The organism is Cupriavidus basilensis OR16, assembly GCF_000243095.1.
GTDB lineage: Bacteria > Pseudomonadota > Gammaproteobacteria > Burkholderiales > Burkholderiaceae > Cupriavidus > Cupriavidus basilensis_D.
Map to the genome: position 1 here is coordinate 1 of NZ_AHJE01000170.1, position 25,611 is coordinate 25,611.

20 protein-coding genes and 2 pseudogenes are annotated in these 25,611 nt (G+C 55.3%); 20 read left to right on the top strand and 2 right to left on the bottom strand.

Annotated features, from left to right (window positions below):
* The 14 genes and pseudogenes from OR16_RS36630 to OR16_RS48600 all read left to right on the top strand — a co-directional run.
* A pseudogene (locus tag OR16_RS36630) lies at positions 1 to 979 on the top strand (polysaccharide biosynthesis/export family protein); the annotation flags it as partial.
* Positions 976 to 1,413: a low molecular weight protein-tyrosine-phosphatase gene (locus OR16_RS36635; protein ID WP_043422623.1), complete on the top strand. Its 438-nt coding sequence runs from the start codon at positions 976 to 978 to the stop codon at positions 1,411 to 1,413. The pseudogene OR16_RS36630 and the gene OR16_RS36635, both read left to right, overlap by 4 nt.
* 20 nt (positions 1,414 to 1,433) lie before the next feature.
* The gene (locus OR16_RS36640; protein WP_006164083.1) at positions 1,434 to 3,689 is read left to right on the top strand and encodes a polysaccharide biosynthesis tyrosine autokinase; all 2,256 of its coding nucleotides are present in this window, start codon (positions 1,434 to 1,436) and stop codon (positions 3,687 to 3,689) included.
* Between the two features lie 337 nt (positions 3,690 to 4,026).
* On the top strand, positions 4,027 to 5,421 hold the full coding sequence (locus tag OR16_RS36645) for a mannose-1-phosphate guanylyltransferase/mannose-6-phosphate isomerase (protein ID WP_043422624.1): 1,395 nt from the start codon (positions 4,027 to 4,029) through the stop codon (positions 5,419 to 5,421).
* Positions 5,422 to 5,481: 60 nt separating this feature from the next.
* Positions 5,482 to 6,516, top strand: a complete 1,035-nt coding sequence (locus OR16_RS36650; RefSeq protein ID WP_006164085.1) for a lipopolysaccharide biosynthesis protein — start codon at positions 5,482 to 5,484, stop codon at positions 6,514 to 6,516.
* Positions 6,517 to 6,579: 63 nt separating this feature from the next.
* A complete protein-coding gene (locus OR16_RS43845) occupies positions 6,580 to 7,143 on the top strand; it encodes an acyltransferase (RefSeq protein ID WP_141639966.1) in 564 nt (187 codons plus the stop codon).
* A gap of 10 nt (positions 7,144 to 7,153) precedes the next feature.
* On the top strand, positions 7,154 to 8,197 hold the full coding sequence (locus OR16_RS42285) for a polysaccharide pyruvyl transferase family protein (RefSeq protein ID WP_081488988.1): 1,044 nt from the start codon (positions 7,154 to 7,156) through the stop codon (positions 8,195 to 8,197).
* Between the two features lie 35 nt (positions 8,198 to 8,232).
* Positions 8,233 to 8,631: pseudogene (locus tag OR16_RS48595) on the top strand (glycosyltransferase); the annotation flags it as partial.
* Positions 8,632 to 8,694: 63 nt separating this feature from the next.
* A complete protein-coding gene (locus OR16_RS46900; protein ID WP_237717362.1) occupies positions 8,695 to 9,255 on the top strand; it encodes a glycosyltransferase family 4 protein in 561 nt (186 codons plus the stop codon).
* 14 nt (positions 9,256 to 9,269) lie between these two features.
* The gene (locus tag OR16_RS42295) at positions 9,270 to 9,875 is read left to right on the top strand and encodes a glycosyltransferase (RefSeq protein WP_081488989.1); all 606 of its coding nucleotides are present in this window, start codon (positions 9,270 to 9,272) and stop codon (positions 9,873 to 9,875) included.
* A gap of 14 nt (positions 9,876 to 9,889) precedes the next feature.
* The gene (locus OR16_RS42300) at positions 9,890 to 10,381 is read left to right on the top strand and encodes a glycosyltransferase family 4 protein (protein WP_081488990.1); all 492 of its coding nucleotides are present in this window, start codon (positions 9,890 to 9,892) and stop codon (positions 10,379 to 10,381) included.
* A gap of 4 nt (positions 10,382 to 10,385) precedes the next feature.
* On the top strand, positions 10,386 to 11,147 hold the full coding sequence (locus tag OR16_RS42305) for a WecB/TagA/CpsF family glycosyltransferase (protein ID WP_081488991.1): 762 nt from the start codon (positions 10,386 to 10,388) through the stop codon (positions 11,145 to 11,147).
* A 6-nt stretch (positions 11,148 to 11,153) separates the two neighbouring features.
* The gene (locus tag OR16_RS42310; RefSeq protein WP_081488992.1) at positions 11,154 to 12,338 is read left to right on the top strand and encodes an O-antigen ligase family protein; all 1,185 of its coding nucleotides are present in this window, start codon (positions 11,154 to 11,156) and stop codon (positions 12,336 to 12,338) included.
* A gap of 378 nt (positions 12,339 to 12,716) precedes the next feature.
* The gene (locus tag OR16_RS48600) at positions 12,717 to 13,715 is read left to right on the top strand and encodes a glycosyltransferase (protein ID WP_423739711.1); all 999 of its coding nucleotides are present in this window, start codon (positions 12,717 to 12,719) and stop codon (positions 13,713 to 13,715) included.
* 1,051 nt (positions 13,716 to 14,766) lie between these two features.
* Here OR16_RS48600 and OR16_RS36660 read toward each other — a convergent pair.
* Entirely contained in the window at positions 14,767 to 16,155 is a 1,389-nt protein-coding gene (locus OR16_RS36660; protein WP_006164090.1) for an undecaprenyl-phosphate glucose phosphotransferase, read from the bottom strand.
* Positions 16,156 to 17,321: 1,166 nt separating this feature from the next.
* Here OR16_RS36660 and OR16_RS36665 point away from each other — a divergent pair.
* Positions 17,322 to 18,164 carry a transcriptional regulator gene (locus OR16_RS36665; protein ID WP_237717366.1) on the top strand — a complete coding sequence of 281 codons (843 nt, stop codon included), beginning with the start codon at positions 17,322 to 17,324 and terminating at the stop codon, positions 18,162 to 18,164.
* On the opposite strand, the gene OR16_RS36670 is transcribed toward OR16_RS36665, so the two are convergent.
* Positions 18,084 to 18,974, bottom strand: coding sequence for an AraC family transcriptional regulator (locus OR16_RS36670; protein WP_337459902.1), 891 nt, complete (start codon positions 18,972 to 18,974; stop codon positions 18,084 to 18,086). The two genes, OR16_RS36665 and OR16_RS36670, sit on opposite strands and share 81 nt — an antisense overlap.
* 840 nt (positions 18,975 to 19,814) lie before the next feature.
* On the opposite strand from OR16_RS36670, the gene OR16_RS36675 reads away from it, so the two are divergent.
* The 5 genes from OR16_RS36675 (at position 19,815) to OR16_RS36695 (ending at position 25,503) form a co-directional block, all read left to right on the top strand.
* Positions 19,815 to 20,384: a hypothetical protein gene (locus OR16_RS36675; protein WP_006164093.1), complete on the top strand. Its 570-nt coding sequence runs from the start codon at positions 19,815 to 19,817 to the stop codon at positions 20,382 to 20,384.
* 671 nt (positions 20,385 to 21,055) lie between these two features.
* The gene (locus tag OR16_RS36680; protein WP_006164094.1) at positions 21,056 to 22,159 is read left to right on the top strand and encodes a hypothetical protein; all 1,104 of its coding nucleotides are present in this window, start codon (positions 21,056 to 21,058) and stop codon (positions 22,157 to 22,159) included.
* Positions 22,160 to 22,333: 174 nt separating this feature from the next.
* On the top strand, positions 22,334 to 23,455 hold the full coding sequence (locus OR16_RS36685; protein WP_006164095.1) for a hypothetical protein: 1,122 nt from the start codon (positions 22,334 to 22,336) through the stop codon (positions 23,453 to 23,455).
* 369 nt (positions 23,456 to 23,824) lie between these two features.
* Positions 23,825 to 24,769: an EAL domain-containing protein gene (locus OR16_RS36690; protein ID WP_237717368.1), complete on the top strand. Its 945-nt coding sequence runs from the start codon at positions 23,825 to 23,827 to the stop codon at positions 24,767 to 24,769.
* 161 nt (positions 24,770 to 24,930) lie between these two features.
* Positions 24,931 to 25,503: a nitrogen fixation protein NifQ gene (locus OR16_RS36695; RefSeq protein WP_043422625.1), complete on the top strand. Its 573-nt coding sequence runs from the start codon at positions 24,931 to 24,933 to the stop codon at positions 25,501 to 25,503.
* Positions 25,504 to 25,611 lie beyond the last annotated feature (108 nt).

Genomic DNA, 25,611 nt, shown 5'->3' on the forward strand with positions numbered 1-25,611 from the left:
TGAAGGCTAGCAGTACGCCCGCAAACGAGAGAGTGGAGGAGTTACTTGGCTCGCCACAAGCCTATACGGTGGGTATCGGCGATATTCTCTCTATTGTTGTCTGGGACCATCCTGAGCTGGTATTTCCCACGCAGACATACACAATCGGCACGGCCTACGATATTCCCGCACTTGGCGGTGCTGCGAATGTGCCCGGCTATGTAGTGAGCCCAGCTGGCACCATCCAGTTTCCCTACGCTGGCGTTGTGACAGTACTTGGCAAGACGCCCGACGAGATTCGTGGTGACTTGAGCAGGCAGCTCAAGAGTGTCGTCAACATGCCGCAAGTCACAGTGCGCGTACTCGCGTTTCGCAGCAAACGCGTGTACATGGATGGGGAGGTAAAGGTGCCTGGCCCGCAGAGTATTGACGACGTGCCAATGACGCTCGTGGAAGCGATCAACCGCGCAGGTGGCGTAAATGTGCTCACAGGCGACAACAGCCGCATCCGCATGGCGACAACAGCCGCATCCGCATTAGTCGCAACGGCAAGAACTACTACGTCGATCTGCCAGCTCTATTGCGCCAAGGTATCGATCCTACGCGTGTCATGCTGAGTAACGGGGATATCGTTCGCGTGGAGCAACGTGAAGACAGCAAGGTATTTGTCACTGGTGAAGTTGTGCGCCCATCCACCGTGCTCCCGCGCAACGGTCGCCTGACACTGAATGAGGCCATCGGCGAAGCCGGTGGCGTGAATCCGTCCTCGGCCGATGCGAAAGAACTGTACGTAATCCGCAAGAGTGCGGACGGCGAGGCGCAGGTCTTCCATCTCGATGGCAAGTCTCCGGTCTCCCTGGCGTTGGCGGAATCCTTTGAACTGAAACCTAAAGACGTCGTGTATGTGGATGCAGCCGGCGTAGTGCGGTGGAGCCGCGTGATAAACCAGCTGTTACCGAGCGGAAACTTCTTCACTTCCACTGCCAATACACTGAAATGATCAAGACCGTACTAGTAGTGTGCATTGGCAACATTTGCCGGAGCCCAATGGCGGAGGGCCTGCTGAAACACGTGCTCCCGGATACGAGAGTCATATCGGCCGGATTGGGCGCGCTAGTAGGCCAACCTCCCGACCCGCACGCGGTTGCATTAATGAGGGAGCTTGGTTTGGACATCTCAGGCCATCGGGCTCAGCAACTGAATGGCGGTCTGGCGAGGCAAGCGGATCTGATTCTGGTGATGGATAACGCGCAGCGGCAGGAAATTCAGCGTCTGCACCCGGCAACAACCGGTCGCGTATTCCGTATGGGCGAACTTGCCAAATTCGATATTCCGGACCCCTTTCGCGAGGACCGCCCCGCCTTTGAGGACGCGCTCGATTTGATCCAGCGCGGCGTGGAAGCTTGGGTGCCCCGCATTCAGGCACTCCGTTAACAGATTTTGCAGTCGAGCCAATGAATCAGAACCCTCCTCCAGTCATCGTAGCCGGACCGCCCGAAGACGAGATCGATCTCGTCCACTATTTGGATGTGCTGCTGGCTAGCCGATGGCTGATTGCATCCATTGCCGGCGCGGTGCTCGTGCTTGGAATAGCCTATGCCTTCCTGGCGCGTCCGGTCTACCAGGCCGACATCCTAGTGCAAGTGGAAGACAATCCTAATAGTGCGAAGAGCCTACTGGGTGACGTCTCCAGCCTCTTTGATGTCAAGGCTGAGGCAACCGCTGAGATCGAGATTATTCGCTCGCGCATGGTCGTAGGAAAAGCGGTGGATAACTTGCGCCTATATATCTCGGGAAAGCCGAATTACTTTCCCTTTGTTGGTGCGTGGATTGCCAGTCGGGCAAAGGGACTGTCCGAGCCAGGCCTGTTTGGCTTCGGCGGCTTCGCATGGGCCAAGGAATCGATCAAAGTTGAGTTGTTCGATGTTCCTGACTCGCTGGAGGGGGAGAAATTCAAGTTAATGTCGTTGGGCGAGGGGCGCTACCGGCTCGAACAGAGCAGTCTCGATAGCCCGTTGGAAGGTCGTGTGGGCGAGCGCTTAGAGGCAAATCAAAGCGCAGGTAGCTTTTCCTTGTTAGTGACTGATCTCAAAGCAAAGCCCGGTATCGTTTTTAACCTGGTGCGTGCATCGCGGTTACAGACGCTGGAGAGGCTACAGGATCAGCTCAAGATCGCAGAGCAGGGCAAACAGAGCGGGATCATTGGTGCGTCACTCGACGGCACCGATCCTGTTCTCACTGCCAGCATCCTGAACGATATTGGCGATGAATACGTTGCCCAGAACATCAAGCGAAAGGCTGCGGAGGCTGAGAAGTCTCTGGTCTTCCTCGGGGATCTATTACCGCAATTGAAGACCGAACTTGAGCGTGCGGAGGTCAAATACAACGAGATGCGCAACAAGCGCAACACCTTCAACTTGAGTGAGGAAGGAAAGGCCTTCTTGCAGGAGAGTGTAACCGCTGAAACGAGCTTGCTAGAGCTGAAGCAGAAGCGTACAGAATTGCTGACGCGTTTCACTTCCACGCATCCTGGTGTTCAGGCCTTGAATGAGCAGATCGCAACTCTAAACTCGAAAGTTGGGAGTATGGCTGCTCGGATGAAGACGTTTCCGAATGTGGAGCAGGACACGCTACGTCTCATGCGCGATGTGCAGGTCAACAACGACCTCTACGTCGGACTGCTTAACAATATGCAGCAACTTAAGTTGGTAAAGGCGGGCAAGGTCGGAAACGTCCGCCTGCTGGATGACGCCCCGATCCCCGAAGAGCCTATCAAGCCAAAAAAGGGCTTGACAATTGCATTGTCCGCTATCCTCGGCCTAATGGTTGGGGTTGTCGCCGCCTTTGTGCGAAATGCGCTCTATGGGGGCATCACCGATTCCCAGGATATCGAACAGCATACCGGGTTGAACGTGTATGCCACCGTCCCCCTCTCGCTTGCACAAGCCTCGCTGACCGAAGAGATTCGCCTGCGCAAGCGTGGCAAGTTCCTGCTCGCGGATCGGAACCCCAACGAGCCATCGATCGAAAGCCTGCGTAGCCTCCGCACAGCGCTGCAATTTGCGATGCTCGATGCTGACAACAACCGTGTATTGCTGACGGGACCGACACCGGGTGTAGGAAAATCCTTCATTTCCGCCAACCTCTCGGTGGTGATGGCCACGGGCGGCAAGCGAGTGCTACTTGTAGACGCAGATATGCGCAAAGGCTACCTGAACCATTACTTTGGAATGGAACGGACAAACGGCCTGTCCGACGTTTTGATAGGAAACGTGGGCTTTGACCAGGCGGTCCATCGCAATGTCTTCGACAATCTTGATTTTCTCAGTACTGGCGCCTTGCCACCCAATCCCGCAGAGTTGTTACTTAACGAGCGTATGGTGAAGCTGCTGCACGAAGCGGGCGAACAATATGACCTTGTGCTTATCGATACACCACCTGTACTCGCAGTGTCCGACACAGCAATTTTGGCGGCGCGTTGCAGCACGGTCTTCCTTGTCACCCGCTTCGAGAAGACGACCATTGGCGAGGTCACGGAATCGGCCAAACAATTGCGGCAGGCCAATGCGGATGTCAGTGGCGTAGTCTTCAATGGGTTGGACCCAAATGCTTACCGCTACGGATACGGCTCGAAGTATGGGCGATACCGATATGCATACTACGGTTACGCGCCGCAGGAACCTGCGCAGCAGGTAGGGAACAGAACGTAGGCGAACAACGTCTTGAAGTCGGGTTTTCTCGCTGCGGTCGGTAGACGACAAAAACATGTGCTTCGGAAACTCATTACTCGATCGCAGATTTCAGCACTAGCTCTTCGAGCGATTGAGTGTGATGAGGTTGTTGAGACTCCAATAGGGCCGACGAGGCGCCCGGTCCGCGAACGTTCTATCAACGTCCGGCCCCCAAGGACCGGTAGCAAGCTCTCGTGCCTAATTTTGAAATCTCTTTACTTATTTGCGTACGCCGCTAGGAAATCGCGGTCCGTCTTGCGACTGATTCGACGCGAGCGGTGTGTTTGATTCTTGATTCTTTAGAAGGGAAACACGGATGGAAGCAGCCACCGTCATCACTCCGGTAGTTCTTTGCGGAGGGTCGGGAACGCGCCTTTGGCCACTATCTCGCGAAGGTCATCCTAAACAGCTTCTGAAACTCTTGGGAGCGAGATCACTCCTGCAGGACACCTTGCTACGCGTGAGGGAGGTGACGGGAATTGGCGCGCCTGAGGTTGCCGAGCAAGCACGCGAGATCGGGACCAATAACGCGGCGTTCATACTCGAACCTTGCTCGCGCAACACTGCACCGGCTGCCGCTGCCGCCGCTCTATCGGCCGTGGCCTCAGGGAAAGATCCGTTACTCCTGCTCCTGCCAGCTGATCACCTGATCCGGGATGCATCTGCCTTCTGCAGCATAGTGGAACAAGGCGTGTCAGCGGCGCTAGGCGGGGCCATCGTTACCTTTGGCATCGTTCCCACGGCGCCGGCGATAGGCTATGGCTATATTCAAGCCGGCGCTCGGTGCAGTGACAATAGTTATGAAGTTGCTAGCTTCGAGGAAAAGCCTTCGCTTCCGCGAGCGACCCAATTCCTGTCGGATGGGAACTATTTCTGGAACAGCGGAATTTTCTTGTCTCGCGCGTCAGTATACATAGCTGAACTCGAGGCACACTCGCCGGAGATTCTGTCTGCCGTCCGCGAAGCGGTAGTGAACGGCACGAACGATCTGGACTTCTTTCGCTTGCAAGCAGATTCCTATGAGCGCTGTCCCGTAAACTCCATCGATTACGCGGTGATGGAGAATACTAAGAGAGCCCGTATGCTGCCATTGCCCCTCGAGTGGAGCGACGTGGGCTCGTGGGACGCAGTATGGAAAATTGGCACCAAAACGGCTGAAGGAAATGTCAGTACTGGCGATGTCCTTACTCACAATACAAAGAATTGCTTGGTTCAAGCTTCGCATCGCCTTGTGGCAATCGCGGGACTCGAAGATGTAATGGTCGTCGAGACGCCGGATGCCGTATTAGTCGTACACAAAGACCAATGTCAGGAAGTCAAAGTACTGGTGGACATGGTCCGCGAACGGGGAACCAGCGAGGCTTCCGCCCATCGTAAAGTCTACAGACCATGGGGAAGTTATGATGCGGTCGACGGGGGCCAGCGCTATCAGGTAAAGCGTATCACGGTAAAACCTGGGGCAAAATTATCACTGCAAATGCACCATCATCGCGCGGAGCATTGGATTGTCGTCTCCGGAACGGCTCGCATACGGAACGGCGATCGGGACTATTTGCTAACTGAAAATCAGTCCACCTATATACCAATCGGGGAAACTCACAGTCTCGAAAATCCTGGGCGAATTCCGCTTGAGCTTATTGAAGTCCAATCTGGATCGTATCTGGGGGAGGATGATATCGTTCGTTTTGAAGATATCTACGGGAGAGCGTGATCTATGGGTTCCACTTTGACAGTGGTAATTGCAGCTAAGAGATGAGAAGTTTTTTGGTATATGAAGATTAGGAAGTCGGCTAGCCTTGTGGTTCTATTGTCGTCCATAGTTTCAAGTGGGCTCGGCTTCCTTTTTCAGATCGCAGTGTCGAGGAGTCTCTCGCAACACGAATATGCCCAATACACAATATTCTTCGAGATATATACCACTATCGTAATGGTCTGCGATTTGGGGATGGCGGTTACATTCGTAAACCTCTTCCGTCAAAAGCTGACAAGCGAGGATGATTCCTCTCGTGAGGAGAGGCTCTTGATTCTCGTTGTCATTGCACTAAAGGCGGCTATTTTTTTTCCGTCCTTCGTAATCGGATCAATATACTTCTATCGAATTAGTCCCGGAGTGTACGGAGTAACGGAGCTATTTCTGTATGCTGCCCTATTTTGTAGCGTAACAGAAGTCGCTTATCAATTCTGTTTGACAGTAGATCAGTCACATACTGACTTCATGCGCCTGGCTGTCTTCAGGATAATATTGCCTATAGCTAGAGTATTGGCGATATTTGCTCTGATTTATTTTGGGAACCGTGATTTTGGTCTGATTTCTCTGATTTATGGTATTTCGGCGATCGTCTGTATTCCGAAATTTATTCGACTCATAGTCGAGGCTAAATTAAGTATTATTGATATGAATGAACTGAAGCCGTATTTCAGGGAATTCTTTAGTCTATTAAAGTGGAATCTTCTTGCTTCGTTCTCGGCGTTAGTAGTTATGAAGGCAGATGTATTGATTGTCGCCTCGTATCTTCCACCATCGGAGATTGCCGCATATGGAGCCGCACAGCGATTCAGCATAGTTGGCTCCGTCCTCACGGGAGCCTGCGGGACGGTTTTGATCCCATTAGCGGTGGGACTAAAACATAGAATTGATATAGATAGGTATTTAAAAAAAGCTATACGAAATTCGATTTTATTTGCACTTCCATTGGCTGTGTTGATTCTAATGTCAAAGATCATCGTTCCGATGGTGATGGGTCCTAATCTGGCTTCTGTATGTATCTGGTGCCACGCTTTGGTGTGGAGGCAGCCGCTGGCGTGAATCTATCAACTAGGCTACTCGGTGCGTTTTTTGTCTTGATTATGTTCTATTGGAGAATTTACCGTGTTGCTCGATAGAATTAACGGAAAACTGCGGGGCATATATTTGAATTGGAAACTTTATAGGACAGATTTTCAAGGGATAGGAGCGAACTGCGAGTGGCACGGCGGCGTGATCACAGATAGTCAGAATATATCGATTGGTGACTACGTCTACCTCGGCCCTGCCGTCCAATTGCATGGACGAGGTGGAATAACCATCGGAGAGGGAACAATTTTTGGCCCTCGAGTCACCATTCATTCGTCAAACCACAACATCGAGGCGCCTGAATACTTGCCCTATGACCAGATTACGGTCGCGAAGCCGGTATCGATTGGTCGAGCAGTCTGGATCGGCGATCAAGTAATGATCTGCCCAGGGGTGAATGTTGGAGACGGCTGTGTTGTTGGAATGGGAAGCGTCGTCGCGAAGAGCTTACCTCCATATTCTGTATGTGCGGGCAATCCCTGCCGGGTTATTCGTTTTCGCGACGACCTGCAGAGATTGGAGAATTTGTTACGCGATAGTAATTTATACATGCAGGCAAAGTCGAGCGGTAAATTAAAGTCATCTGTGGTTTATAAATAATAGGCCAATAATGAATATTCTCATATCTGGCTGGTATGGTTTCGGCAATGTCGGCGATGAGGCAATCCTCCAGGCGATGATAGAGCACTATCGTCGCACCGAAATGAATTCAAAAATTAGGGCGCTATCCTACAGGCCAAAAAATACCAGGGAATGGCAAAACATACAGGCCGCTAATCAACCGCCTAGCGGCTTGAAATCATGGATTGCATGCCTTGCGTTGTTTCGCTGGGTAAGAACTTTTTACTATTTCATATGGTGCGATAAGTTCGTAATGGGGGGGGGTGGGTTTCTCTCGGATTGGGATCGGAAGGTTCCCGCTATTTGGTTGCGGCAATTAAAGTGGGCGAAGATCCTAGGAAAACATACCGCGTTGATTGGAGTCGGCATTGGTCCTATCTTCGATAGTAAAAATCAGGATCTGATTCGTCGATACATTGAAGATTATGTTGATGAGATAAGCGTTAGGGATCAAGAATCTCGGCGGTGGCTTGTTGATAAATGCAAAGTCGGAGGCGAGCGCGTTTCAGTGGAGATCGACCCGGTTGCGCTGTTGGATTGTTCAGAATGGCGTTCAACGGACGGAGAGGTTAAAAATGTTGGCGTAATTTACGCGCAATATTTCGATAGAAAGAAGTTATTTGGATCCGATAATTCGTCTAAAGATGATTTAGAAAATTGCTATGTGGCGCAGTTGGAAGAGCTTAAAAATCTAGGTTGTACTGTGCAATTGATTTCTTGGCTAGATAGTTTGTCCGCGCGTTCAGGTGTTCCGGTCGTATATCCGAGAGATTTCAAACACGCCATTCATAGCATGTCTCTCTGCAAAGCCATAATCAGCTTTAGGTTGCATGGAAATATACTGGCACACGCACTTGGAATACCGTTCCTTCCGATAATCTATCACCACAAGGGATTTGGATTTCTTGATATGTGTGGGAGATCAAGATCTAGTGCAATTGTTGTTGGCGATGGAATAAACATTGAAAAAACGGAACAATTAGAATCGCACTGGGTAAGTAAGACACGGGAATTTATCGGCGAGATAAAGTAGCTATGCGAATCGCGTTTCTAACTGATCAAAAAATAATGGGTGGCGGTGAGAGAAATCTGCTCTCACTGACATCGAGGCTGAGTCGAACGGAAGACGTTACGGTATTCACAAACAGTGATTTACTCGCTAACGCATTCGATGAAAAAGGTGTGACCGTGCGGCTTCATCCAATTAGAAGTCGATGGTTAAAGTTCATCCCTGTAAGGGATAGATCTTTGGAAAGAGAGCTACGGGAATTCGATGTTGTACATGCATATTCCGTGTCAACTGTTCCTGCTCTATTTGGGCATCCAAAGGCTGTTTGGACAATACACGGTCCATGGGAGAAACCGTTCGGAGGCAGATCGATTGTGGCCGAACGCTGGCTAAAGCATGCCATTGCGGTGTCCACGGACGTAATGGCGCATTGTAGATTCCGGAAATGTCCAATCACCGCTATTCCTCTCGGTTCCCTTTCGGAAGATTCAATGATAAGGGCGTCATCGGATCCGATTTCAATGACCAATTCATCCGTTCGTATAGGGGTTCTTGGTAGATTTCAATTTATCAAGGGACAGGATTTAGCTATAAAAGCTTCGCGAATAGTTGCAGAGAGATTTCCTGATAAGAAGATCGTATTGCAAATGTGTGGGTCAGTTAATGACGAGTATAAGAAAGATGTCGACTATTTTAGTCAGATAATGCGGGATGCTTCGTCAAGAAAGATTGGTCAATTGTCAGTGGAATTTTTATCGCATAGCAACAACCCGCTTTCGTTTATTGATGAACAAGATTTGATTTTGGTGCCTTCTAGATATGAGTCATTTAGCATGACTACGATTGAGGCTTTGGCGCGAGGAAAGCCTGTCGTGGTTCCAGACATTGGAGGACCAAAGGAAATTATAGGTGCGCGCGAAGACGTAGGTTTGATGTTTGATCCATGCTCGGCTGAATCTATCGCCGATTCAATAACTCGTGTGCTCGCAGGCCACAGATTCAATGCATCGGACTCTACATCGCGTCCAAGCCTCCTATTGGCACGCTTGATGGTGAAAGTCTTAGAACTCTCCATTTTCTAAGGGGATTGTCTTCGATGCACACCGTAACTTTTGCGAGCCCTCCGCTAGCGGGGATCGAATCGGAGCAAACCGCAGACGTTATTAGCGCGACGGGCGTATCTCGATTCGTGCCAATTTCTCCTGGGAGACGGACACTAAGAAGCTTCGGATCGGCGCTGGCTCAGCGGAAACCACATTTCTTTGTTGCCGCTAAAGATCTGCGTTTCGAGAGGATGATAGAACGTGGCGATCTAGGCGAATTCGATGTAATTCATTTGGACGGGCTCGTCGCATTCAATTATTTCGAGGCCGCTCGAGACGCTTGCAAAAAGGTTTCTGTCGATCTGCGCGATGCCTGGTCACTTTTGTACACACGCATTTTGAGCAGCAAGCGTGGTGCTGACAAAGTGTACACACATCTCAAGCTGAAACTTCTTGAGCGAGTAGAGCGGGAAGTAGTCGATAAAGCAACCGAGTTAATTGTCATATCTGACGTGGATAGAAACTATCTGGCAGAAAAATACAATCGAGATAGGGAATCTATTCGTGTGGTTGCAAATGGTGTGGAGAGCCACCCCATTCAGGCGGAAAAAGTAAAGAATGAAGATGATCCTAGAATGAAGATGATCCTATTGTTCTAGTTTTTACTGGTGCGATGGATTATTTCCCTAATGATCAAGCTGCGTCGTACTTTCTTAGCGAGATATTTCCAAATTTGAAAGTATCAAATCGTAGTTGGAAGATGTACGTGGTAGGTAGATCCCCCTCTCAGGCTTTACTTAACTGCGCGTCCAATGACATTGTCATCACGGGAACCGTACCGAGTATCGAAAAATATTTGAATGAAGCCGATATTGTTGTTGCGCCTCTACTTTCTGGTGCCGGCTTAAAAAATAAGGTGCTCGAGGGGATGGCTAGTGGAAAGGCGGTTATCGGAAGTTCAATTGCATTTGAGGGAATCGACGGTGAAGAAGGAGTTCATTTTCTCTGTGCTAACTCAAAAAGCGAGTGGATCGAGAGTATTAACAATTTGGCAAACGATGACGACCTACGTGAAGCGGTGGGGAGAAAGGGTAGGGAGTTTGTAAGGAACCAATTCTATTGGTCAAAAATAATTGAAGAATTTCGAGCTGTGGTACTGGACTAGGGCTATGGAAGAGACTGTAACAAATTTTCAAGTCGCAGGATTGCGCGTGTCAAGCCTTGCGGTCAGCGAAGATCGTTTTACCCATGCGCTGCAGGACGCAATCAGCAAGAGTAGATGTATTATTGTAACTTTTGTTAATCCAAATTCATTTTTTCTCAGACGTAAACACTACGCGTATTCAACCGAACTTGGCGAATTTGATGCTGTTTTTGCAGACGGAATTGGCGTCGTGCTGGGCGCAGGACTGCTGGGCTACAGGATAAGACGCTTGAGTTTCGATAGTACCTCGCTCGCCCCGGTTATTTTTCGTTGGGCTCAAGAAAATTCGATTGGGACATTCTTGATAGGTAGCTCGAAAGAAAAAATATCTGTGGCCGAAAGGACTATCAGTGAAGAATTCGAGAATTTAAAGATATTGGGAAAGGTGGATGGTTACACCGAGAACTCAGAGGCGATAGCTAAGATAATTTCCAGCGGAGCACAATTGGTAATATGTGGCATGGGCGGACCGCTGCAGGAGAGGTTCTTGCTGAATCTGAGGGATGCGGGATTCCGCGGCGTAGCCTTCACTTGCGGTGGCTATTTCGATCAGTTGATTGGTGGGTATGATTATTATCCTAGAATCGTCGATAAATTAAATGTAAGGTTTATATTTAGACTGTGCAAAGAGCCTAGGCGGCTTGCAAAGCGTTATCTTATCGACTCACGGTTTTTTGTTTTTGATATATTTAAGGGGAATTTTTTAAAAAAATATAAAGCTAAATAGAGGTGGATGATGACGCTGGCGTCGTTTGTACCAATGTTATTGTTTTTGCCGCTGCTTCAATATAATCCGGTGCCTGGATTAAATGGGTTCTTGCCTGTTGGGTCACTGTTTGGCGCCATGGCAATCGGGTTAAGGTTGGCCGTGAGCCACAGTGGTGCCCCATCGGCCTCGCCTCTCCGAGTAAAGCGTTTGGATATTTTTGTAGTTTTATTCTGGTTAATTTTGATTGTGCCAACGATAACAAGTTTAAATACTAGAGTATCAATAAAGGTACTTTTTGATTGGGCATTGGCCGTATTGATATATTTTTACGTGGCGCGCTTTTCCTCAAAGAGAGAGCTACGAGTGTTGATCGGATCTTTGGTGGTTCTGACTGGCGTTTCCGCGGCAATCGTGATCATGCAAAAATTCCTGGGCGTGACCTGGCCGGTATCTGGCTATTTGAACGATGAACTGTCGGAGGAACGCCTCAATTTTGGCGATGTTGGCGCGGTCCGGACCGTAGGAATTTTTTTGCATGCAAATTCGCAGGCGCTATTGTTTTCTGTGCTTTTGCCATTTTGCTTCGGCTTACTTGGATGCATGAGACGGGGATGGGGAAGGGTTGCTACGTTCTTTGTGTTCGTCCTGGGCTGCGTCGCACAATTATTGACTCTATCGAGAAGTGGTCTGCTTTGTTCTATTTTATCCATTGGATCGATATTTTTCTTTCAAATGCGATACGGCCAATCAAGAATGGCGATTTGGCGAACGATGAGAAGCCTAATTACGTGGCTGCTGGTGGGAGCGGTATGTGCAGTGATGCTGGCATTATCGACAAGCATCATAGATAGTCTCGAAGAGAGATTCTTCTCCAGTCACTATGCCGAGCGAGACGAGGGATCTGCGATTGCTCGAGCTGCCAACCTCGATGCGGGAATAAATGCCACGCTGGCTAACCCTGGTCTCGGTATCGGACCAGGTATGAGTTCGAAAGTCTATTTCGAATATGGCGGATGGCGGGGATTCGGACCGCATAATATGTATCTTTTGCTTAGTAGTGAATTCGGTATTCCCGTTCTTGTCTTTTTTTGTTTATTGCTTTTCAGATTTTTTTTCTCGCGCGCTGGCAGGAGTAAAAAGCAACGTAAGAAGCCTGGCGTTACCTTGCTTGGCGGCGCTGATCTCGTTCGCCGTAGCTGGTCTATTTGAGAGCGCAACGTCGGGGATAATGTTGGTTCCATTGTTTACTGTATTTGGAATGATTGCAAGATCAGATAAATAATATATCTGATTTTACTTATTTTAATTTATATTGATTTTATTATTTTTGTTAAATTTTATTTAATATATTTGCATGGAAAGATCTAGCGGCGAGGAATAACGGTGATGCGGATCCTTATAATCTCTAATGGTGTGGCAGGCGGAGGTGCGGAGAACTTCGCTTGGAATGAGGCCGAGGCGCTTCGTGGCAGAGGTCACGACGTAAGAATCCTGAGTGTAGTTCCGGACGCGTCGCACAGGGCTGGCTGATAAGGGTGTGATATCTAGGAGTCTATTTCATCAGAAGATAGGCTTACTTGGAAGAGTATTTTTTGGAATGGCGATGTATATAGCGTTACTCGGCGCGCGATTCGTGAGTTCAATCCGGATGTAATTCATTTGCATCGGATTAGGATATTTTCGATGGCCTTGCTGTTCGCGTTGCGAGGACATGCTGGGAAAGTCTTCATGACATTGCATGATCACTACCTCACGTGTCCTTCGTCTACGAGGACTTTTGGATGTGGACGGCCGTGTCATCTTGATCGATGCGATCCCCGCGTTGCGCTGAAGGAGAAATGTGTCGGTAACTCGAGAGCGTTGACGGCTGTATCTCTCGCGGAGTTTCACCTGCGGGGAGGCGTCACACGTGCCCACAGGCAAGTTGATAGGTTCCTTCTTCCTAGCAGATTTTTACTAAATTGGACCATGCGATCAGGAGTCGAGGCGTCGCGGCTCTCTTATCTCGCGAACTTCTCGCCTCGGAGTTCGACCCTGGGCGAGGAAGTTGGAAATTATACGGATAGTAATCGCCAATTTATATTCCTGGGTAGGTTGTCAGAGGAAAAGGGAATATTTGTTTTGTTGGCGGCTGCAAAATTAGTTCCCGATGCTACGGTATTGATTGTTGGCGATGGCCCGATGCGAGCAGAGATTGCATCAATCATTAAACGAGATGGCATATCTAACGTTCGGCTGACCGGCCATTTAAATGGTGATAAACTACGAGAGGTGATTGGCGAAAGCCGTGCGTTGATTATTCCGTCAACCTGCTTCGAAACGGCGCCGCTGGTGATTATTGAGGCGTATCAGGCGGGCATACCTGTTATAGGTGCAAACCGAGGTGGGATATCGGAGATGGTTCTGGACGAAGAGACTGGATACTTATTTGAGGCTGAGAATCCTAAGGCGTTGGCGGATTGTATGACTAAGCTATTGGCGGTGAAAGGGTTATCGGAGGCGCTCGGGGCCAATGGAAATAAATGGGGTCGACAATTTGAAGAGGGGGAGCACACCGATTCTTTGCTGAGATTTTACTTGCAGTAGGCGGCGAAAGCTCAACGGGTGTCAGAGTCAAGCTGCTGATATAGATTGCTAAGATCGCGGCGTGGAGGAACTTTCCATGAAATTGGAAGTCAGCGGGAAAACTTGCCGAATTGTTGATCCGAGAACTCGACACGATTTTCCCGTGAGTTGCATGCGCGGCGCAGGCAGCTGACGACGCACGTGGCACATAACACCTCGCGACGACGACGTTTAGCCGTTCCTGATGCAATTGCTCACAGCGAGGACATGCTATCTCGCAGCAAAGGCGCAAGCGAATCGAACGAGGCGTCGGCTGGGTCAAGACAGTGAGGCACATGCGTCAGGTGATGGCGCGCTGCCTTAGGAACTTCGACCAGCTGTTTGTCCTGAGCATGGTCGCCGACAGTCTCACGCGCATGCGTCGACTGGGACAAATCCGTTCGTAGTTGCAGTAGTCGTGGCAATGAGGTTGGAAGCCGGCGCTAAACAGCCAACAAGTCGATGGACTGACGCGCAGCTTCTGGATTGTGGAATACGTGGAGCACATCCACCGCACAGGTTGAAGCGTTGTCGATTGCGCGGGGCGTACTTCAGCAGCCTACTAGGCTGTCCAGAAGCTGAGGATTATGTTGTGTCAGATAGGGGATACGGAGTTTTTTGATTCTACCGACGAGTAACCTGGGCAGCATTTTTGCTGTCTACTTTTTGGATCGCGCGGTATCCCGAGGGTGCTGTTCATGACCGTGATAAGCAGGATTCAGAGAAAGGTGAATTTCGCTTCACCGCAAGGTCGTTGGTTCCACTGCTTGCTGCGCGCGCGAAATGACGCGTGCAGCAGGTTGGGAGTGGCAATGGTGGTTCCAGAGCCTAGTCGCAAATGTGCGAAATTGAATTGTTCAGCTAACGACTACCGACTACCAGAGTTATTTTTATTGGACCAGGCCGACACGTTTCGTCCTTCTCTAGCGGGGAAGGAATTTGGAATTGCTGGAGGGGTTGTCAACCATTGATATCGTTGCGTGGATCTCTAGCGAGAATGACGTGAAGCTGTTCTGTAAATTCAAACGGATCGTCAATAAGCGTTCTGCCCAGTCCAACCTTTAAACGCGGTCCAGAAGATGATCCGCAGATCCATCCAGAACGACCAATTGCGGATATAGAAGATGTCGTGCTCGACCCGCTTGGCCATCTTGTCCAGCGTATCCGTCTCGCCACGATAACCATTGATCTGTGCCCAGCCGGTAATGCCGGGCTTGACGCGGTGGCGGAGCATATACAGATCGAGTTGTTCTTTATAGATATTGTTGTGGGCCATGGCGTGCGGGCGGGGGCCTACCACGCTCATTTCGCCTTTGAGCACGTTGATGAACTGCGGCAGCTCGTCCAGGCTCGTGCGGCGCAGGATGGCGCCGATCGGGGTGATGCGGCTGTCGCCCTTGGTGGCCTGGGTGACCACGTTGTGCTCGGCGTGCGGCTTCATGCTGCGGAATTTGTAGACGTGGATCACACGGCCGTCCATGCCAAGGCGCTCTTGCTTGAAGAACACCGGGCCAGGAGAGCTGCGCTTGATCAGCACGGCGATGACCAGGAACAGCGGGGAGAGCGCGGCAAGGACCAGGGCGGCAAAGCCGCGGTCGAACGCTGCCTTCACCGCGCCGCGCACGCCCAGCGAGGGCGGGCGGTTCAGCTCTACCGCGGGCATGCCCAGGAAGTCGCCTACCTTGTGGTTGAGCAGGTCGAAGTCCAGCAGGCTGGGTATCCATTTGATGTCGATGAAGTCGTTGCGCAGTGAGTACGCAATGCTCTGCATCTGGCGGGTGGCGCTCATCGGCAGCGTGATCCAGACTTCGTCGATGCTGTGTTGGCGGGCGAATTCCGCAATCTTGGCGCTGTCTTCCACGCGCATTACGCCGGCCGGCGTAGCTTCATCTGGCGATGCGTAGATGCCCCCTACCCGGTAGCCGGTGCGGCGGTTGGCGGTGGCACGGCGGTACATTTCCTCGCCGGTGCGGCCGTAGCCGACGATCAATACGTGCTTGGTGTTCACACCGGTACCGCGGACCAGGCTCAGGAAGGCGCGGCTGGCGACGTGCAGCACCAGCAGGCCGACGATGGACCCGATATACCAGTAGGTGGCCCAAAGGCGCGAGAGGGAGTCGGCTTGATGGAGGAGGAAGCAGACCAGGATGGTGATCAGCCAGACCAGGGTCCAGCCGGCCAGCATGCGCGTGAAGAGCGAGAGGGGGCTGCGGCCGCGCCAGGACCCATACAGGTCGAACGCGGGCAGCACGATAAACGCTATGGTGCAGCCGAAGTACTGGATGAACTGGTGGATGGGCGCGCTGGGCGTGGCGTCCGTTGCAAAGCGTAGTTCGGTCGCCAGGTAGCCGGCAAGCCAGATGACACCTACGTCCAGCAGGCGCGCGGCCAGCGTTAGCTGGCCGTGGTGCCTGGCGAACATGTCGCGATAAACTCCCATGATCTTCCCCGAAAGCGTTCGCAATCCAGTCGCACGGCTGTGCGCCCGAACTATTTATCCCCAATTGATAAGGGCGGCGTGCCATTAACTACGCCGGCCCAGCCATGCGCGCTGTCTCCGATGGCATGGCGTTTTTGATCGGACGAAGGAAGTCGGCGCTGGGCTGCATGGTTTGCAGCCAATTCCATGGCACTTGGGGCGGCTGACCCGTGCGCCCGTGCGTCGTCCGTGCTGGGACGATTCGCTGGAATATCGTCGCTTCGTTTTAAACAGCCGCGATGGGCGCCTGTTTGCTCGTCTTATCGATGGGGCAGATAGTGCGGCGCAGCGACGTCTACCGGTACCCTGCGAGAGAAGGGAACGCGAGGGGATTGTTGGCGCCATGGCGTGGCGTTGCTGGCGAGGCTGCGCAGTGTGTCAGGGAGTCGTGCGGGGGATGGCGCGGGGGATGGCGGTTGAAAGTCTGGTAGGTGGTGGCGGTGCGTCGATTGTTCATTAATGTGTCGATCGTGTATCGCGGTTGATATTTGATTTTTCTAAAGGCTGGTGCATTTTGTCTTTGCGTTTTCTATCCCTGCTTAAGAGGGGGGAATCTCTGAATAAATGCTGGTATTAAGTAACGGGTGTTGTCGATTTCTCTCGCGGCTTATCGTGGCTTCTTCCACCTTCTGTGGGCGCTGCCTAGTCTCACAGTCCCTGGCCTTTGGCTGCCCTTTTTCATCCTGTGCGTAGTCGCGAAGGGCCGGCGGGGACATGCTCCGGCCGGATCGCTCGCGTGGATCGGCTCGCGGGGCGAAGGCGGTCAGTGTTTTGGCGGGCGTTTTGGGTGTTGGCGGGGATGCCTTGGCCGCCGGCGGATAGCCGGCCTGCCGGGCTCACGCCGCCATACCGGGTGCGGGTGTTGCTTACCTGCCAATCGGAGCGCCAATTGCCTGGCCAATCGCGAGAAACTGAGACGCACGGTCAAGAGGCGGCCAAGAGTGGCCTTAATCTCGATAGCTAGAGACTTTTGCCTATAAGGCGTGCGCGCAGGGGTGATGCTTGAGGCCCCTTCTACCCGATCCAGCGAAAGACGGGGGAACCGACGCACCCGGGGCAATGACGGCGGCGACCCGGTGTCTTGCAGGGTCATGAGGCGTACGACGGGAATGATGGGGGTGTTTGGAATGACTGATTTGTCTGGTTTGTCTGGAATGTCTGATGTATCTGGAATGACGGAGCAGGACCAGGGTGTTCTGAGCCGTGAGCAGCTGGATGCTTACTTCGCGTCCTATGTCGGCATGGAGGGGGGAAGCCCAGCCAGCGCGGTCTGGTTCTGCGACAGCATGCCGACGACGGATGGCACGCCGCTGCCTGCGCACCTTGCGCCGGTGCGCGAGGTACCGGCATGGGATGCGGATTTCAGGCTGCGCCATCTGCACGAGATGGGTAAGTGGCAAACGCACCAGCGCATCGCGCGCATCATGGCGGCGGCCCGGGAGATGGTGCTGTTCGGCCGTGACGATAGCGGCGATTGGCAGCGTTACCTTGCGCAGTACCTGTATCGGCCGCGCGGATGGGATTTCAAGCTGAGCTTGTTTCCCTTGGCCGTACGGTCGGAGAACGGGCTGCCCTGGACCCGGCTCCACGGCAACCATCCGGAGTTGAATCCCAAGTCCAGGTACCTGACGCTGTGCCGCAACGGTGGCCGGTTCCGCTTTATCACCCAGTTGCGCCGGAGCGAGCGGCCCAAGGTGGTGGTTTGCCTTGGCGAGCGTTTCGAGGCGGATTACCTCCACGCCTTTGGCATGCGGGGTGTGCCCTTTACCACGCACACGTTGCAGCCGGCCGATCAGGCGAGGGAGCTGCGCATTTATGCCAGCGAAGGGACAAACCTGATTATCTGCCCCGCGGTGGCCGGGGCTGCCGGGCTAGCTTCCGATGTGCTCCTGAACGCCATGGGGGCGGAGGCGGCCTGTCTGAGTTCGGTGTTCTCGGGGCTGGCGGCATAGGCGCGCAGGTCGCTGGGCGACATGCCCGGACAGCTCCGCCGCGCCGGGGTCGGCGTCGATCAGGCGGCGTGCCCGGGCCAGCATGGCGCTGCGGGCGGCGGCGCGGGTGCCACTGTCGGGCTGCGCGCCATGGCGAAAGGCGGCGGTGAGCAACTGCACGCTGGCGTGTATGGCGTCGAGTGCCGCATCCGGCGCCATGCCGGGGATCTCGCGGCTCAGTGCCGTCAGGTGATCCACCGCCAGCCTGGTCAGCGGCGTGTTGGTTTCTGCAATGTGCCCGTGTGTGGCCTCGGCGCCGAGAAAGATGGAATCCATCATCGTGCGCGGCACGAAGACCGAGAGCGCGCGCACGGACCCCCGGTGCATGTGGATGGGCTGCCCAAGGTCCGTGAGCAGGATACCGCCCTGTTGCGGCATCGGGTTGCGCCGCGCGCCCTCGACCACACCGGCGTTGCCCTCGACGAACACCTGGAACACATAGTGCCGCATGGTGTCCGTGGAGATGCGCGCGAGGTTGCGCTCCATGGAGAGCCCGTCGCAGCGGCAGTCCGTGAAGAGCATGTCCCCGACTAGATAGCGGTCGATGGAGGCCTGGAAAGGGGCGGTGAGGTCGTCCCGGGTGAGGTTGACGTCCATGACATGCCCGACACGCTGGCGCCAGGCAAGAATTTGCCCTACGGACGCCTCACGCGGTCCGTTGCCGCCTACCTGGAAATGGGTATGGGGCAGGCGTGCGTCCGGAGGGGGGCGCGGTTCCGGTTGGGACCGTGGAACGCGGGTCCGTGGCATGGCGATGGGAGGGTCGGTCATAAGGCGTGGGGCTCACCCGGTGCGGCATGGACCCGGCAAAACGCCGGCTCGTCGGCATCACTCTATCGAAAATCCGGGATTCTTGCAGGCAACGCGTTGTGCCTGTTTCACTCCCGCACCCGCTCTGGCTAACTGCTGCCCCCGCCGATTGTGCGGTGCCGCGCAAAGAGTCGTTACCCTGCGTAAGAAGGGAAAGAAGACTGCCGCTAATCCCTCCAAAGGGGGGCGCGTCCGGATCAAATCTCGCGCAAAATCTCGCTCCGCCTAGGTATTGTTTCGCGCAAACGAGATCAGGCTTTTTGGGGGCGGGAGCCGGAGAGTCGCGGGTTGGACGACATACGTTCCGGAGATCGTTATCCCAAAGGGAAAAGCACTGATCCATATTGGTTGTAGGCAGGTCAAATCCGTCGGAGCCAGGCATTGGTTTTATGCCGGCCGCCATCCGATACGGAGCAGGTGCGAGGCGCGGAAATGTGGGAAGCGTTTGCATTCCCCGTCAGCGGGTTGTCTCCATCGTTCTATTAGAGATTTGCCGATGCATTCGAGGCGTCTCACGGCCCGTCACGTCGTAAAGGTAAGTGTTGCCTCAGCGCGTGGGCATCTTTAATTCCACCAAGCGGTAGGGGCATGGAAATAGAACAGAAGACAGTATTCTCACGTGAGCAGCTGGACGCGTACTTCGCGTCTTACGTTGGTATGGAAGGGGGAAACCCAGCGGCGGCTGTGTGGTTTTGCGACAGCACGCCGCATCCATGGGTCGAGTCGCTGGTAGCGCCACTGGAGCCGCGCACACAACCAGGAGCATGGGATCGCGCATACCGGGAGCGGCACCGGGAGAGCATGGAGCGCTGGCAGTCGCATCAGAAGATCGCCAGGATCATGGCGGCGGCGCGCGCACAGACATTTGAGAGCTCGCAAAGCGAGTGCGACTGGAAGCATTACTTCGATCAGCATCTCTACGCACCGGGGGGCGCTGAGTTCAAGCTCAGCCTGTTTCCCTTGCCGGCGCACCTGATTGGGCAGACGCCCTGGTCCAGGGCGTTTCGCGGGCAGCCGGCCCTGGTGCCCAAGCAGCGGTACCTGGATCTTTGCCGCGAAGGCAACCGCTTCCGCTTTATCGAAGGCATTCGCCGTGAATGGAAGCCCAAGGTGGTGGTGTGCCTGGGCGAGCGGCATTTCTCGGACTTTGTATTGGCGTTCGGGCTTGAGAAGGCATGGGCGATGGATTTCATCCTGCAGCCGGCCGATCTTGCCAAGACGCTGCGCGTGCTGGAGCACGATGACACTACCTGGATCATGTGCCCCGCGCTGGCGGGCGCTTCCGGGCTGACTTCCGATGTATTGCTTGAAGCCATGGGCCGATATGTGGCGCGCTGGCTAGTGCGGGAGGATTTCCCGCATATGCATTAGAGGCCAGGAGATGCCTTCGCCGGCATCGTTGTACTCGTCCTGACAACCGGAGAAATTGCGCGCGGCAGCTTGCCGTTGCGTCTCTCGCGGCGGTGGGTGTTACGTCCTTATATGCAAGTCTGTGCTTTCCCCCTCCTAGTAGGGGTGACACGGTTGTGGAGATTGTTTATCTAGTGAAGCTGGCAAAGGCAGTGTCGATCTTGTGCTGCCGATTCCGATTGCAAGAGCCAGCAAAGGTATCCATGCGATGCGACGAGCCGGGGCGGCGCAGGGCACCACAGAAGGTGCGCTGCCTGGGCATGGTCAGGATCCATAGACAACCTGGTGACCCATTGACCGATTGACCCATTGACCCATCGACGTATCGACGCATTGACGCATTGACGTATCGATTTCAGGAGTGAGAAGAGTGCAAACCAATATCAGGAATATCTTTACCCTCGGCCTTATGGCTTCTGCGGCAGCGGCACTCGTGGCCTGCGGGGGTGGCTCGGACTCGACGCCGACCACGACGCCGCCCGCATCGGTCACCGTGCAAGGCAAGGCCGTCGACTTCTACCTGTCACAAGCTACCGTGACGTTCCTCGATTGCAGCAACAAGACCGCCACCACCACCGCGACCGGGGACTTCACGTTCCCGGCTGGCTGCACCCGCTGCCGTGGCTACCGCGGTGAACAACGCGACCGGTACCGCGGACCTGACCAACAGCACGCTGGTCACTTCGGTGATCAACGCGTCGGTGCAGAACGCCAAGGCGGGCTTCCCGGCCAGCGTTCAGGCGAACATTGCCGCGGTAGCTGCCAACGTGGCCGCGCTGGCTGGCCCGATTGTGGCCAACCAGGTGTCTAACGTGAGCACCGCGCTGGGCACGATCGTGCTGGGCGCGAGCCCGGCCGCCACGCTGACCGCCTTGCAGCAAGCCGGCTCGGTCAATGCGGTGACCGATAGCGCCAAGTCCACGACGAGCAGCGCACTGGTGGCAGCGGTGACGCCGGCCGCGCTGGCTGACCCCACGCTGACGGCCAACCTGGCTGCGCTCGGCGCTGCCGTGTCTACCGGCAACACCACTGCGATCCAGACCGCGGCAGGCAACCTGGGTGGCAGCGTCAACAGCGGCGCCATCAACGATGTGGCCAACAGCGTCAAGCCGGTCAACTTCATCCAGTTGGCCAGCATGACCATCAACGGCCAGCAGTTCACGAACTTCGATGCCGTGACGGTGACCGGCGGCACGCTGGGCGCCATCAAGGTGGCGACTTCGCAAAACGGCGATGCATTTGCCGGCGGCGCAGCGGAAGTGCGTGCCGGCCTGAGCTACACGTACGGCGGCAACAAGGTCGACGTCATCATCGAGAAGGTTGCGCTTACCTTCAGCAACGGTGCGTTGACCGGCGCGCAGGTGCCGGCCAACACGGCCTACTCGTTCCGCATCGGTGGCGGCAGCATCACGGCTAGCGTGGGCCTGACCAACGGGACTGCCGACAACCTGTTCGACAGCGCCAACGGCGGCTCGCTGAACCTGCCGTTCACGGTCTTCCTGGCCAAGCTGCAGAGCGCCGGCGCGCTGAGCGCCGCGCAGATCGCCTCGCTCACGCCCAAGTCGACCAGCACCTTCCCCGTGACGTTTGCGGTGGCGGGCCAGGCTGGCAAGGCGGTGAGCGTTGCTAAGCTGGTGAGCGGCAGCGCACAGAAGACGGTGGCGCAGAGCGTGCAGACCGCCACGTCTACGGTTAGCGGCAACGGCATCACGACCTCGGTCACGTTGAACCCCTGATCGGTGCGCAGTGAAGCCCTTTCCGAAGTCGGGGGAGGGCCTGCCCGGTCATCCGCCATGCGCGCCAATTGGCGCGCATGGCGGGTGGCCGGCTTCTTTTTGTGTGCAGTCAGCCGGACCGCGAGCCGGCTGACGCCGTCGATGAGGTCCGCCCCCAGGCCTCGGAGTCTCCCTATGCTGTTGTATCGCACGCGCCGGCTTGGCAATGCCGGTGCCTTGATGCTGGGCTTGTCATGCGTCGGCGTTGCCCATGCGGCCCCCGACGATGTGTTTCTGCAGGCTGAGCCCACTACGGGCGAGTTCACGGCATTTCGCGTGGAGGCCAGCTATGACATGGTCAACAAGACCGTGGATGTCTTCAACCTGCGTGAGGGCCAGGGTGCCGTGCCGGACAACGCCGGAGACTATCGTGGCGGCAAGCTGATGCTGGGCTATAAGTTCTCGCCGAAATGGTCGGGGTCGGCCACGTACTGGCGCCGCGGCATCGACTATGGGCAGGACAACAACCAGATCGATAGCTGGATGCTGGCCTTGCACTATGACCCGCTGGCCGAGCCCGGCGCGCGGGACCGCATCATGCTGCGTTTCTCCCTTTGGGGCGACCGCGCCGGCAGCCTGACCCGCTCGTCCGCGCTCAAGGTCAGGAATGCCACGTTCAACACCGTCACGGTCAACGATGCCAATGATATCCAGGGCCAGGCTGATGTGATTTTTTCTGGTGACCTTACCGAGCGCAACAAACTGACGGGGTTTATTGGCCTGGGCGTGAGCCGCGTGACAATCGGCGGCATCAACACGCAGCTGAAGCAGGGCGCTTGCACCTTCAATGTGAACATCGGCTCGGACAACATTGCCAGTGGCAATCTGGCGGCGCCTTGCCGGGTCGGCAACACCAACCTGCAGTCGGCGTCTTTTTCCACGGACGCTAGCCAGTACGGCCTGAATATCAACGATGATTTCAACTACACGGCCGGATTCCTGAACCTGGGCGGCTCCTGGCGCTGGAAGTACGAGAATTTCAGCGCGCGGCTGGGCTACCAGTTCCAGTACCTGTTGCGCAGCAACGTCGATAGCCGCGCGAGTGCGTACGGTTATTCGCCGATCAAGTCAAACCATACGCTGGGGATGGAGCTGTCGTATGCGGTGGTGAAGAATGTCGAGGTGTTCCTGCGTGGACAGGCATCGCTGTACAACTTTGTCGGCACGATCCCGTTTCTCTATAACGCCGCTACCGCGGGCAAGCTCGATCGCTATTACGGCTACGGCTCGATCGGCATCCGCTTCTCGGGGTTTTAAGGCGGGGATTGGGGCAATGCGGGCTTGGGCGGGAGCTTGCGTCTGGATCTAGGCGGGAGATGCCCTGGCAGCAAAAAAAAAGGGTGTAGGCGCAGGGTGCTCCCACACCCCTTGAACGGTTCAGCAAGGGGTCAGTCTTGCTGTGATGGATTGTCTTACGGCTTGTATTAAGTCAGTACCCTGCCTTGGTGGGTGGTCCTCCTTTGGAGGGGTAATCGAATGTTCCGTGGTTAGGTGGGCACTGAAAGAATAGGTCATGCCCGCATCGGTGCGGGTCGGCTTGGCGTGGGCAGCCTCTTCGGGTTTGCAGTCATCCGAGGTTGCCCTTAGCGGAGCCTACAGAATTGCCGGGCCTTCCAGGAGCTTAGATTGCATTACGCGTTTTTCAGTGACGAGGTGTCTCCCGGCGCAAGGGTCCCGCATCCGGACGGAGCCGGCGCCGGAACCGACGGTGGGCCGCCCGATCCGGAGGCCGCGCGCATGGCGCGGCTGCGCCGGCGCATGGCGTGGCCTTTGGGCGGGCAGGAGGGTGCGGATGCCACGGAGCGCGGCCTGGATCATGAGGAGTTGCTCGCGCTCACCCGCGGGGACCTGATTGGTGCGATCGAGTTCGGGCATATCTACCCAGTGTTCCAACCGCAGGTCTGCGCGCAGCACGGCGGCATCGTCGGGATGGAGGTGTTGGCGCGCTGGTCCGACAAGGGGCGGCACCACGCGCCGGACAGATTCGTTGGCAGCATCACCAGCCACGGCGTGGAGACGCTGCTGCTGGATCATTTCCTTGGCGCATGCGGCCGCGTGCGCGCGCGTTTTCCGCACTATACGGGCCGGTTCTCCCTGAACGTCAACCCAAGTACCGCGGCCGCGGCCGGCTTCGTCCAGGACTTTGTGCGCGCGAGCATTTCCCACGGCCTGGATATCGCCCGCATCGTGCTGGAGTTGACCGAGCAGACCCGCATTGCCCGCGATAGCGAGGCGCGCTTGCTGGAGAACCTGAGCGCGCTTTCCGAGCGCGGCATGATGATCTCCCAGGACGATTTCGGCTCGGGCTATGCCTCGCTGCAAGCGCTTGGCCTGCTGCCGTTCAAGCAGGTCAAGGTGGACAAGATCCTGCTGCACCGCGCGCGCCATGCCGAGCGCGCCCGGCGGCTGTTCTCGTCCTCCATGGTACTGGCGCGCTCGCTGGAGCTGCAGACAGTGGCCGAGGGCGTGGAGAGCCCGGACGACGTGACGCTGGCAAGGTCGCTCGGCGCGGATTTGCTGCAGGGATACGCCATTTTCCCCCCGATGCCCTTCGAGCTGCTGCAGCTCTAGGCCCGGCAAGGCGCGGCGGGTGCGGTTTGCGCTGGCCGGCGTTTGACTACCGTTATATACATCGATATATTTCGGTCATGGGGCTCTCGCGAGCGGCCAGGATGCCGCCGTCTGGCAGGGCATCCCCTCTCTTGCCAGCCCAGTTCCACAAGGCATTGCCCGTGAACCAGTCGTTGCTGATCCTGGATGCGTTTTCGCTCTCTCCCGGCGAGCCGGCCTGCCGTGCCCTGGCGGGCGTGCTGGAAAGCGCCAACGCTGCCAGGCTGCCCCGGTTTGCGCAGTGGCTCGGGCTTGCCGAGCCCGAGTTCTGGCAGATGCTGGATCACTGCTTTCCTGGCGCCAGGGCGGCGGGGTGGGCACCGGAGTCGGCACCTGTCGATGCCGCCGCCTTGCCTTGCGAGTTTCCCGACCTGGTGCAGATGCTGATCGCAACGGGAGATCCCGCTCGCCCCGAGGCGCGCTGGGCCGCCCACGCGCTGGCCAGCGGCTGCTTTGGCGGCTCCCATCTCTGGCACGACATGGGCCTGTCGGGCCGGCATGACGTTTCGCGCTTGCTGCAGGAATACTTTCCCACGCTCTACGCGGCCAATACCACGGACATGAAGTGGAAGAAATTCTTCTACCATGAGCTATGCCTGCGGCTGGACCTGCATCCGTGTCCCGAGCCGGCCTGCGCCGGATGCGACAACTACGCGGCGTGTCATGGCGCTGAGGCGGTGATCAACTGGCGCTAGTGTCCCGTGCCGGTGATTCGTTCGCAAAGTCTGTTGAGCTTGGAGCGGGAATTGTAGGTCGGGGTGAAGTGCATATGGCAGCGCGGACGGGCCGTGCGGGGTTGATTA